This is a genomic window from Belliella calami (genome assembly GCF_022549695.1).
Lineage (GTDB): Bacteria > Bacteroidota > Bacteroidia > Cytophagales > Cyclobacteriaceae > Belliella > Belliella calami.
This window is the reverse complement of the sequence record NZ_JAKZGS010000012.1, coordinates 1-12,616: the sequence shown is the minus strand read 5'-3', so window position 1 is coordinate 12,616 and position 12,616 is coordinate 1. Positions and strand designations below refer to the sequence as shown.

Below are 12,616 nucleotides of genomic sequence, written 5' to 3'. Positions count from 1 at the left end.
TTACAATCTAGTACTGACTTTTTTGACCATTTGATCTTTCCAAGTGGAGAATTCACCTGATTTGATTTTTTCTCTCGCCTGACCTACCAGCCATAGATAGAAGGCCAAATTGTGAATACTGGCGATCTGGGCAGCTAGGATTTCTTTTGATATTGTCAAATGTCTCAAATAAGCCTTGGAATAAAAACTACTTACGTAAGAATTGATCGCAGGGTCTATAGAACTGAAATCTTCTTTCCACTTTTCGTTCCTGATATTGATGATTCCCTCAGATGTGAACAGCATTCCATTTCTTGCATTTCTGGTAGGCATCACACAGTCAAACATATCCACTCCCAACGCAATACACTCCAAAATATTGGCTGGAGTACCAACTCCCATCAAGTATCTTGGTTTGTCTTTAGGGAGAATATCAGTGACCATTTCGGTCATTTCATACATCATTTCAGCAGGTTCACCTACAGACAATCCTCCAATAGCATTTCCTTCCCTGTCACAAGAAGCAATAAATTCCGCAGATTGCTTCCTCAAATCTTTGTAAACAGAGCCTTGTACGATCGGAAACAAAGTTTGTCTATAGCCATATTTCCCTTCAGTACTATCAAATCTATCAATACAACGCTTCAGCCATCGATGGGTCATCTCCATTGATTTCCTCGCATATTCAAACTCACAAGGATATGGAGTACACTCATCAAATGCCATAATGATATCTGCTCCGATGCTTCTCTGAATATCCATCACTCCTTCCGGAGAAAAAATGTGCTTGGAACCATCGATATGTGATTTGAAAACCACACCTTCCTCGGTGATTTTCCTCGTGCCTGCCAAAGAGAACACCTGATAACCACCACTGTCTGTCAGGATTGGTTTTTCCCAGCCATTGAATTTATGTAATCCTCCAGCTTTTTCCAATACACCTAGTCCCGGCCTCAAATAAAGATGATAAGTATTCCCCAAAATAATCTGGGCTTTGATATCGTAAGTCAGTTCACGCTGATGAACTGCTTTGACTGAGCCCGCTGTCCCTACAGGCATAAAAATAGGAGTTTCTATATCTCCATGATCAGTCTTGAGTACTCCTGCCCTTGCTTTACTCTGAGGGTCTGTATGTTCTAATGTAAATTTCATATCCTTTTCTCAAGCACCAAGACCTTTATATTACGGCCTTTGGCACTTCTTCATAAATTCAAGCACAAAAATATAAGCTTATTCTTAAATGAATGCTGAATTTGCTTTTATATTTGCCAGTTAAATGCATAAGAATGATCAATGATATTTTGTGGATAATGTTTTTGGTTGCCCTAGGTGTGCAATTGATCTACATACTTTTTATTTTTGGAAGGCTTTCCTACTCCAACAAAAACAAAAATTCAGGAAAAAACAATGGCAACATGGAAGGTGTGACCATTGTAGTTGCTGCTCACAATGAAAAAGCCAACCTCAAAAAACTTATCCCAATTCTTTGCAGCCAAGATTATCCAAACTATGATGTCATGATCATCAATGACAGATCTTTTGATGGGACTAGGGTTTTGTTGGAAAAAATGATGGCAATCTACCCCCAACTCCGAACAGTAACGATCAAATACACCCCCGATCATGTCACCTCAAAGAAATACGCACTCACACTTGGTATCAAAGTAGCGAAAAATGATGTGCTTTTGCTGACCGACGCAGACTGTGTTCCACAATCCGATCAATGGATTCGTTTGATGACAGCACCAGTTAGAGAGGAAGGCAAAACATTTGCTTTAGGCTATTCCCCTTATGAAAAGGACGTCGGTATTTTAAACAAATGGATTCAATTTGAAACATTGTGGACAGGGATGCTTTATTTTTCATTTGCACTTTGGGGGGCGCCATTTATGGGTGTGGGAAGAAATCTTTGTTATAGAAGAGGTTTCTTCATGGAGAAAAAGGCTTTCAAAGATCTTTGGCAAATCGAATGTGGTGACGACGACCTATTTATCAACAAATATGCAAACGGCAAAAACACCACAGTGGTCATAAATCCATTGTGCAATACACTATCAAAGCCAAAATCAACTTGGAAAAATTACTTTTTGCAAAAAAAGAGGCATTTCCATGCCGGAAAATATTATCGCAGCAAAGACAAACTGAAAATTGGACTTTACTCATTTTCCCATCTATTATTTTGGGTATGCAGTATTTCCTTGACTATATTTCATGGCATTAACCAAAATTGGGAACAATTTTCATTAATTATAGGTATAACTATTGTCCGGTCGATATTGCTCACTTCGGTATTTACATCGGCAAGAAAAAAATTAGAAGGAAATACAAAAGTGTATTGGACAACGTTTTTCGATGTCATTTATCTGGGGTATTTTTGGATTGTAGGGACTTTGGGGTATCAATCAAAAAAAGTTAGATGGAAGTAAATACAAGAGGTTTTTCGAATAAAGCTTTAGAAGATTTTGATCTAATAGATCAGGCTGTTGACCAAAAGGATCAGCAAGCTTATGCTACGTTGATGAAGCGTTACAAAAAAGCAGTCTATTTTATGATTTTGAAAATGATCAGAGATGCTGACGATGCCGAAGATTTGACAATGGAAGCTTTTGCAAAAGCATTCAAAAACCTTCACAAGTTCAAAAAAGACTATACTTTCAGTACTTGGCTTTTCAGAATTGCCACCAATAATACCATTGACTTTATCAGAAAGAAAAAACTCAAAACCATGAGTTTGAATACCACCTTGAGCGATGACGGAGGAAACTCTGTGACGATAGATGTGGAAGATGATGACAACAATCCACAGGATGAATTCATCAGATCCCAGAGAATCGAAATGGTCAGGGTATTTGTCGATAAGTTGCCCGCCAAATACAGAAAACTGGTTGAGCTCCGCTATTTCCAAGAATTATCCTACGATGAAATTGCACAAGAACTGGACAAGCCGCTTGGTACTGTCAAAGCCCAACTTCACAGGTCTAGGGAATTGCTTTTTGAGATTGCCTCGGGGAAGGAGAAGCATATATGAGGGTTGGAATGTTGCAAGGTTGAAAAGTGAAAGTTGAGGTGTTTTAGAGCTTTTTGCTTGAATTGAGGCTTTTAGGACTTTAATGATTGAATGCGGATAACAATGATTGGGCGGATTTGCACTGATTTATTTCTAAGAATTTGTCATTAAACCAACCCATTTCTCTTCTGCGGGAATCTGCGAGATCTGCGGGAGAAATAAATAGCCCGCTGATTACGCTGATGTACGCTGATTCTTTAACGGAAATCAGGAACTTGATCAATCCATACTCCTACTTTTGCGGGAATCTGCGAGATCTGCGGGAGAAATAAATAGCCGGCTGACTGCGCTGATGTACGCTGATTCTATACCGAAAATTAAGAATTTGATCAATCCAAACTCCTACTTCTGCGGGAATCTGCGAGATCTGCGGGAGAAATAAATAGCCCGCTGATTACGCTGATGTACGCTGATTCTTTACCGGAAATCAGGAACTTGATCAATCCATACTCCTACTTCTGCGGGAATCTGCGAGATCTGCGGGAGAAATAAATAGCCGGCTGACTGCGCTGATGTACGCTGATTCTTTACCGAAAATTAAGAATTTGATCAATCCAAACTCCTACTTCTGCGGGAATCTGCGAGATCTGCGGGGAAAATAAACAGCCCGCTGATTGCGCTGATATCCGCTGATTCTTTACCGAAAATCAAGAATTTGATCAATCCAAACTCCTACTTCTGCGGGAATCTGCGAGATCTGCGGGAAATAAATAAAGCCCGCTGATTACGCTGATATCCGCTGATTCTTTACCGAAAATCAAGAACTTGATCAATCCACTCTCATACTTCTGCGGTAATCTGCGAGATCTGCGGGGAAAATAAACAGCCCGCTGATTGCGCTGATATCCGCTGATTCTTTACCGAAAATTAAGAATTTGATCAATCCAAACTCCTACTTCTGCGGGAATCTGCGAGATCTGCGGGAAATAAATAAGGCCCGCTGATTACGCTGATATCCGCTGATTCTTTACCGAAAATCAAGAATTTGATCAATCCAAACTCCTATTTCTGCGGTAATCTGCGAGATCTGCGGGAGAAATAAATAGCCTGCTGATTACGCTGATGTACGCTGATTCTTTACCGGAAATTAAGAACTTGATCAATCCACACTCCTACTTCTGCGGGAATCTGCGAGATCTGCGGGATTTTTTATTTACGCAGAAATACGCACCATTTTGCATTTAGCTTATATATATATATATATATATATATTATTGAAGTATCATTATTTTTTGATTGAAAAGTATTGATTGCATAGCAAAGTCTGCTCTGTATAATTTTAACCAAAATAACTATATTATGTTTTCAAAAATCAAGATTACTTTAGTAGCCTGTGCTCTTTTTATTGCAGGTGGGATGATGATGAGCGGCAACAGCATTGCTCAAACTAATCCAGATTGCCCGAATGGGTGTGTTCAAGGTAGTGGTGGATGTTCGTGTAATGGATGGCATTCTTGCCTAGAAGAATATGACTGGGGAGATGTAAAGGTTCAATAAAAGAGCTATTCTCAATTATAGTTTAGTTGACTATAATTGAGAATCTTTTTACAACAAATATTTTTATATAAAACAAAAAGATAACATGAGAATCTTTTCCATTTTCACTATGCTTCTATTTATATCTTGTGAACAAGATTCCTTTGATAGACCATTTACAATAGATAAAGTTGAAAACATTTCAACTAAAATTCAGGATTTTGACACAGAACCATTGATCACTTATGGTGGACTTTCAATTCTAGGTGAGTATTTAATCGTTATGGATATGCTTTCAACAGCAGAAAAAGCAATACATATCTATAATAAAAACAATTTTGAATATATAAGTAGTACTGGATTTTTAGGAGAAGGCCCTGGTGAAATCACAAGAATTGGAGAATTTACTCAAAGCTACCATTCAGATAGATTTTGGATTCCCGATTTTGCAAAACTAAAGTTGTTTCAATTCAATTTAGATTCATTACTTCTGGATGACAAATACAAACCTTCAGTTTCTTTTCCTTTTGGAAAGGGAGAGTTTTTATCTAGACTAAAATTTGTAGATGAACAATTAGCTTATGGGTCTTGGGTTGAAGTACTTAGACCAGGGGAGTTTAGAACCAGCTTAGGCAAATGGGATTTGGAAACTGGTAATATTGAAAAGTTTGGGGAAGAGCACCCAAATCTCGTCGGAGAAAGAACAAATGCTTACTTTGATTATTCATACCATCATAATATAATGGTACTATCATATACTAATTATGATATACTAAGTGTCTTTGATAATCATGGTAAAATTAAAATGAACCTAATTGGAGAAAAGAAATTTGATAATGAGAATAGAAAATTGAAATTTTTTGGTCAAACGACAATCACAGATAAATATATTATAACTTCTTATTTGGGCGATTACGGCTTTTTATTAGATAAAAATCAAAGACCAAAAGGAATTCAGCCAAATAAATTACTGTTCTTTAGCCTAGAAGGAGAATTATTAAAAACCCTAGACACAGAACATCAAATTATGACTTTCACCGTAGATGAGGAAAACAATCGCATTTTCTGCTTTTTCTCAGATAGAGAAATCCCATTAGGTTATTTCCATTATGATTAGGAATATGAACAACAAAGCAATAGTTTTATTTTTAGTCCTAGGCTTTATATTTTTTGCTTGCCACAGAAAAAATGATAAAGCTTCTGATCTCATAATCGACCGACCTGCCGTGGAATTCAACAGGAATTTAAAGCTACTAATAAGTGGCAAGCTTTATGATCCTGATTCTATCCTAACTCAATTCATGCCCAAAAAGAAAATCATCTCCATCGTTGATGGTGTCTGTATGAAATGTGTCATCAATGACCTTAACCAAGCCGATATGCTGTTCCGGGAAATCACAGAAGAAAACACACTTGCCCAAACAATTTATGTCTTGAATGTCCCACCTGCCGATTCGATATATTTCTTAAGGCATTTTGAACCATCTATCGATGTAAAGGGCATAATACTTTGGGATGATGGATATACTTTCGAAAACTCCAATGACTTGCTCACAGCCGACAGGAATCTACGTACCTTTCTTCTAGATGGAAAGAACAAAATCAAATTCTTTGGCCATCCACTCTACGATCCAAAACTAATTGAAAAATACAAAGATAGATTGAACACAGAGGACACTGATTAGGCAGATTTGCACTGATTTTTTTCTAGGGATTTATCATCAAACCAACCCATTCCTCTTCTGCGGTAATCTGCGAGATCTGCGGGGAAAATAAACAGCCCGCTGATTGCGCTGATATCCGCTAATTCTTTACCGAAAATTAAGAATTTGATTAATCCAAACTCCTACTTCTGCGGGAATCTGCGAGATCTGCGGGAGAAATAAATAGCCCGCTGACTGCGCTGATGTACGCTGATTCTTTACCGAAAATTAAGAATTTGATCAATCCAAACTCCTACTTCTGCGGGAATCTGCGAGATCTGCGGGGAAAATAAACAGCCCGCTGATTGCGCTGATGTACGCTGATTCTTTACCGAAAATTAAGAATTTGATCAATCCAAACTCCTACTTCTGCGGGAATCTGCGAGATCTGCGGGGAAAATAAACAGCCCGCTGATTGCGCTGATATCCGCTGATTCTTTACCGGAAACAAAGAACTTGATCAATCCATACTCCTACTTCTGCGGTAATCTGCGAGATCTGCGGGAGAAATATATAGCCCGCTGATTGCGCTGATATCCGCTAATTCTTTACCGAAAATTAAGAACTTGATCAATCCATACTCCTACTTCTGCGGGAATCTGCGAGATCTGCGGGAGAAATATATAGCCCGCTGACTGCGCTGATGTACGCTGATTCTTTACCGGAATTTAAAAACTTGATCAATCCAAACTCCTACTTCTGCGGTAATCTGCGAGATCTGCGGGAGATAATTAAAGCCCGCTGATTACGCTGATATCCGCTGATTCTTTACCGAAAATCAAGAACTTGATCAATCCACTCTCATACTTCTGCGGTAATCTGCGAGATCTGCGGGAGAAATATATAGCCCGCTGACTGCGCTGATGTACGCTGATTCTTTACCGGAAACAAAGAACTTGATCAATCCATACTCCTACTTCTGCGGTAATCTGCGAGATCTGCGGGAAATAAATAAAGCCCGCTGATTGCGCTGATTTTCTTATCCATCACAACAGCCCCAAAAAAGCCTTGATCAATTTTTCAATTTTAATCTCCTCCAATCTTTTAACTCCTATTACACAATCTGATAGACCACCTCCGGTAGCATCCCCAATTCTTGGATCATTTCATTGGATGGATCTACTTTGAATTTGGTGGACATGAGGTCTAGGGTGATGTTTTCTTTGCTGTCTATGACATTGATAAATAGCTTGGCATCACCTGAATACTTCTGGGTGATTTTCTCCAATTTTTCCATCAAATCCAAAGTCAAATCATCCAAATCAATATTCACTCTTAGCCCTTTGATCATCTTGCCTCGGATTTGATCTAGGAGGGTGATGTTGTTTATCTTGAATTCAAATTCATTTTCTTTCCACTTATTCGGATGTACGGATCCAGTGATATAGAGAAACCAACCCGTCATAAAGTACTCTTTGAACTTCACATAGTCATCCCCAAAGATGAAAAATGTATGTGCTCCATGATAATCTTCAAGCGACAATGTCCCAAACGGTTTCCCCGTCTTGGTTGTCCTATGCGCAAAACTTGACACAGACCCTGCTGTTTTGATATCTCCTTTAGTACGAAGTATATCCATGTTTGCAAAATCAGGAAGTGGTGTATTGGTAAATGCTTCTATCTCGATTTTGAATTGATCCAAAGGATGTCCAGAAATATACAGACCGACAACTTCCTTCTCAATATTCAGCTGCTGCAATTGACTGAAAGGTTCAATTGGAGTAAAGCTCGGTAAGGGAACTTCCATACCAGTTCCTCCTCCAAACAAACTAACTTGAGAGCTGTCTGCTTCCTGTTGTACTTTTTGGGCATATTTTACAGCCTTTTCCAAGACAGTTCCATCACCATCTACAGACTCCAAATACTGCCTTCTATGGTGAGCAGGAAAACAATCAAATCCTCCTGCCATTGCAAGAGATTCCAAAGTTTTTTTATTGACAGCTTTTGAATTTACCCGTTTGGTGAAATCAAAAATATTCTGATATGGTCCTGACTTTTCCCTTTCTTCAATGATCGAATGAACAGCTGCAGAACCGGAGCCTTTGATAGCCGCCAATCCAAATCGAATTTTACCTTCTTGATTTACGGTAAAACCACTTTTGGATTCATTCACATCCGGCCCCAATACAGAAATTCCCATTCTCCGACATTCTTCCATAAAGAATGTCACTTGGGTAATATCGTTCATGTTGTTGCTCAATACAGAAGCCATATATTCTGCTGGATAATGTGCTTTGAGGTAAGCTGTCTGATAAGCAATCCATGCATAACAGGTCGAGTGGGATTTATTGAAAGCGTAAGAGGCAAATGCTTCCCAGTCAGTCCAGATTTTCGCAAGCTTCTTGGCGTCATGTCCTTTAACAGCTGCTTGCTCTATAAACTTTGGTTTCATTTTGTCAAGGACATCTTTCTGCTTTTTCCCCATTGCCTTTCTCAATACATCCGCTTCACCTTTGGTGAAATCAGCGAGTTTTTGGGAAAGCAACATCACCTGTTCCTGATAGACAGTAATACCATAAGTTTCCTCTAGGTATTCCTTCATGTCATCCAAATCGTAGGTAATAGGCTCTGTCCCATGCTTTCTTTGGATAAAAGATGGAATGTAAGCCAAAGGCCCCGGTCTATAAAGCGCATTCATGGCAATCAAATCCGCAAAAACAGTAGGTTTTAATTCCCGCATGTATTTCTGCATTCCTGCAGATTCGTACTGGAATATACCGACTGTCTCACCACGTTGAAAAAGCTCATAGGTCTTCACATCATCAATCGGGAAATTGTCAGGATCCAGTTGGATTCCATGCCTTTCTTTGACTATCTTCACCGCATCCTTGATCAGGGTTAGTGTCTTCAAGCCCAAGAAGTCCATTTTCAATAGGCCAGCACTTTCTACTACGGAGTTATCAAACTGCGTACATACCAAGTCCGAATCTTTAGCCAATGCAACTGGTACAAAATTGGTAATATCGTCTGGAGTAATGATAACACCACAAGCGTGAATCCCAAGGTTTCTTACTGACCCTTCAAGCATAGTTGCTTGATTGATCGTTTTTGAGGATTCATCTTGACCTTTAGATATTCTGATAAGTTCGTCTGCTTTGCCAAGATCTTCCCCATTGTTTTTGAGCTTGTCAGAAAGCTTTGCTCTGTCTTTTGACAATGCAAAAAGTGCCTTCAGTTTAATATCTGGCACTAGCTTAGCCAATCTATCCGCTTCAGAAAGCGGTAAATTCAACACCCTTGCCGTATCTCGAATAGCAGATTTGGCTGCCATCGTACCATAGGTGATAATTTGGGCTACTTGTTTGGATCCATATTTTTTGATCACATAGTCAATCACACTCTGACGACCTTCATCATCGAAGTCAATATCAATATCTGGAAGAGAAACCCTGTCAGGGTTTAGGAATCTCTCAAAAAGGAGGTTGTACGCTATCGGATCGACATTTGTAATACCTGTGCAATAAGCAACCGCTGAACCTGCTGCAGACCCCCTGCCAGGCCCAACAGAAACCCCCATATTTCTCGCTGCGGTGATAAAGTCCTGCACGATCAAGAAGTATCCTGGATATCCCGTTTTCTCAATCGTAGCCAATTCAAAATCCAGCCTTTCTTTGATTTCATCTGTCAGCTCTGGATATCTTTGCTTGGCTCCTTCGTAAGTCAGATGTCTAAGGAAGTCATTTTCCCCTCTTTTCTGTCCATCTTCTTCATCACGCGGATCTTTGAATTCTTCAGGAATATCAAACTTTGGAAGTAAAACTTCCCTTGCGAGCTTATAAGTCTCGATTTTTTCTACGATTTCATTGGTACAAGCGATTGCCTCAGGAAGATCCGCAAAGAGCTTTTTCATCTCTTCAGGACTCTTGATATAAAATTCGTCATTTGGAAATCCATACCTGTACTCTCTTCCTCTCTTGCCAATATATTTTTTTGGCTTTTCTACCAGTTCCCCGTCCTTTACACAAAGTAAAATATCATGTGCCTTGGCATCTGCTTTTTGATTGTAATAGGTGTTGTTGGCGGCAAAGTATTTGACATCATATTTTTCTGCCAATTTCAGCAACACTTCATTGACTTTTTCCTCTTCGGGAATCCCATGCCTATTTAGTTCTACATAAAAATCCTCACCAAACTGTTCCTTCCACCAAACAAAGGCTTCCTCTGCTTGGGTCTCCCCAACATTCAGGATCAAAAATGGAATCTCACCCCAAAGCCCACCAGTGGTAGCTATCAAATCACTTTTGTATTCTACCAAAACATCTCTATCGATTCTAGGCAAATAGTAGAACCCTTCTATGTTTGCATAAGATGCCAGTTTGGCTAGATTATGATATCCTGCTTTATTTTTAGCAAGAAGTACGGTTTGGTACCCATCATCTTTCTGGCTTTTGTTTTTCCTATCTTTTGTCAGGTTGAATTCACAACCGATTACTGGTTTAATATCTTTTGCAAGTGCCTCTTTTACAAAGTTGAAAGCCGCCATCATGTTACCATGATCTGTCATGGCTATTGCAGGCATTCCCATTTCTTTGGCTAGGGAAATCATCGCTGGTATTTCAGAAGTTGCCTGAAGCACCGAATATTGTGTATGCACATGAAGATGGGAGAATGGCATCCCAACCATGTCTGAAATATCAGCCTTTCCCGCGGCACGGAGTACGTCTTTGGCAGCTGATTTTTGATCATCTTTAGCATCTACAAAGTTTGCTGCATCAAGTTTTGGTTCCTCATAGACTACTTCAGCAACCTGCACCCCTGTCACAGGAGGTTGAACTCCTTGGGTAATCAGACCAAAGAAACATTTGGCTGTAGCTGCTACATCATATGCTGCATCATGTGCATCCTCGAAACCTACTCCAAAAAGTTTTTTGTGCAATTCTGTAAGTGTCGGCCATTTGAATTTCCCTCCCCTACCTCCAGGCAAAGCACAGAACTCTGTTGAGATATCCTTGGTATCCAAATCCTCCATCTTCTGAAGCTGCATTGGAACATCCTTTCTCAGGAATTCGGATCCAACTACATTGATATCAAAACCGATATTGTGCCCAACCAAGTATTGAGCCTTCTCTACTTCCTTATGGAATATTTCCAATACTTTGACCAAGTCATGACCTTCTTTCAATGCCCTCTCTGTGGATATTCCATGGACTTTTTCAGCATTATAAGGAATGGTAAAACCTTCGGGCTTGACAATGAAATTATTATTGGAAATCAACTTTCCTTTGGCATCATGAAGTTGCCAAGCTAGCTGAACTAATCGGGGCCAATTGTCATCCGCTGACATGGGAGCGTCATAACTCCTAGGTAATCCAGTGGTCTCGGTATCAAAAATAATGTACATAAATACTCCTTGAATTTGGGGAATCTAAGTTAAGAAACATCTATGGATAGAGGCAATATTTGGCATAAATTGTCTGAGAAAATTTGTAGAAAAATAGAAACTGACAAGAAGTTAGGGGATAGAGAAATGTTAATTTAATAGTAAATGGATGTATGCAATTTTGCAACTTCCCATATAAAGTTTTTCGATTATTGGGTTTTACTTCCCATTGACTAAGCTAAAATCTACTAGTATCTTGTATTGCTAATCCAGATATCCGCAAAATAATATTTCTCTCACTTCATTACTGGCAAAGAAGCCTATAATAATATAAAAGTTAAACGACAGAAAGTAACCCAGCAATGGTTAGAAAATCTGAAAACCCTAGTAAATATAAAAAACCTTATGTAACTCATGCCACCCTTACAGAAACCTTCGAGGTTTTTTTTGAAACCTCGAAGGTTTACTTCCAAGTCTTTCCGCTATACTTTTAAGTCTAAACATCCTTCAACACTACGGCCAATCCGAAAAAATCAATCCCATCACATAACTTTCCAACAATAAAAAACCTTATGCGCTCCTGCGTCTCTGCATGAGCCATCTGCTCTACAGAAAATCTTTGCCCCTCTGCATTCTTGTCTGGATAATTCTCTCTGGGGTGTAAACGCAAAAAAGCCAGTCTCGAATGCTATCGTGACTGGCTTTGAATAATGTGGCGGCGATCCAGATAATCGGGACAGGCTCTACTCTCCCGTGCGCCGCGGCGTACCAGTACCATCGGCGCTGCAGGGCTTATCCGCCACGGCGGATCGGGATGGGAAGAGGTGGGTTGTTATGGGTGGGACAATGCCCCCAAACGCAAAAAAGCCAGTCTCGAATGCTATCGTGACTGGCTTTGAATAATGTGGCGGCGACCTACTCTCCCGTGCGCCGCGGCGTACCAGTACCATCGGCGCTGCAGGGCTTATCCGCCACGGCGGATCGGGATGGGAAGAGGTGGGTTGTTATGGGTGGGACAATGCCCCCAAACGCAAAAAAGCCAGTCTCGAATGCTATCGTGACTGGCTTTGA

General features: G+C 39.8%; 8 protein-coding genes. 5 read left to right on the top strand and 3 right to left on the bottom strand.

Annotated features, from left to right (window positions below; translation table 11 throughout):
- Positions 1 to 1,131 carry a tRNA guanosine(34) transglycosylase Tgt gene (gene tgt, locus MM236_RS13680; RefSeq protein WP_241275552.1) on the bottom strand — a complete coding sequence of 377 codons (1,131 nt, stop codon included), beginning with the start codon at positions 1,129 to 1,131 and terminating at the stop codon, positions 1 to 3.
- 134 nt (positions 1,132 to 1,265) lie between these two features.
- On the opposite strand from tgt, the gene MM236_RS13675 reads away from it, so the two are divergent.
- The 5 genes from MM236_RS13675 to MM236_RS13655 all read left to right on the top strand — a co-directional run bounded on the left by MM236_RS13675 (position 1,266) and on the right by MM236_RS13655 (position 6,207).
- The gene (locus MM236_RS13675; RefSeq protein WP_241275551.1) at positions 1,266 to 2,405 is read left to right on the top strand and encodes a glycosyltransferase; all 1,140 of its coding nucleotides are present in this window, start codon (positions 1,266 to 1,268) and stop codon (positions 2,403 to 2,405) included.
- Positions 2,396 to 3,007: an RNA polymerase sigma factor gene (locus MM236_RS13670; protein ID WP_241275550.1), complete on the top strand. Its 612-nt coding sequence runs from the start codon at positions 2,396 to 2,398 to the stop codon at positions 3,005 to 3,007. Before MM236_RS13675 ends, MM236_RS13670 begins: the two co-directional genes overlap by 10 nt.
- 1,338 nt (positions 3,008 to 4,345) lie before the next feature.
- On the top strand, positions 4,346 to 4,543 hold the full coding sequence (locus MM236_RS13665; protein ID WP_241275549.1) for a hypothetical protein: 198 nt from the start codon (positions 4,346 to 4,348) through the stop codon (positions 4,541 to 4,543).
- Between the two features lie 109 nt (positions 4,544 to 4,652).
- Positions 4,653 to 5,639 carry a 6-bladed beta-propeller gene (locus MM236_RS13660; RefSeq protein ID WP_241275548.1) on the top strand — a complete coding sequence of 329 codons (987 nt, stop codon included), beginning with the start codon at positions 4,653 to 4,655 and terminating at the stop codon, positions 5,637 to 5,639.
- A gap of 4 nt (positions 5,640 to 5,643) precedes the next feature.
- Positions 5,644 to 6,207 carry a hypothetical protein gene (locus MM236_RS13655; RefSeq protein ID WP_241275547.1) on the top strand — a complete coding sequence of 188 codons (564 nt, stop codon included), beginning with the start codon at positions 5,644 to 5,646 and terminating at the stop codon, positions 6,205 to 6,207.
- A 1,072-nt stretch (positions 6,208 to 7,279) separates the two neighbouring features.
- Here MM236_RS13655 and dnaE read toward each other — a convergent pair.
- Positions 7,280 to 11,566: a DNA polymerase III subunit alpha gene (dnaE, locus tag MM236_RS13650; RefSeq protein WP_241275546.1), complete on the bottom strand. Its 4,287-nt coding sequence runs from the start codon at positions 11,564 to 11,566 to the stop codon at positions 7,280 to 7,282.
- A 475-nt stretch (positions 11,567 to 12,041) separates the two neighbouring features.
- The gene (locus MM236_RS13645; protein WP_241275545.1) at positions 12,042 to 12,215 is read right to left on the bottom strand and encodes a hypothetical protein; all 174 of its coding nucleotides are present in this window, start codon (positions 12,213 to 12,215) and stop codon (positions 12,042 to 12,044) included.
- Positions 12,216 to 12,616: the final 401 nt, after the last annotated feature.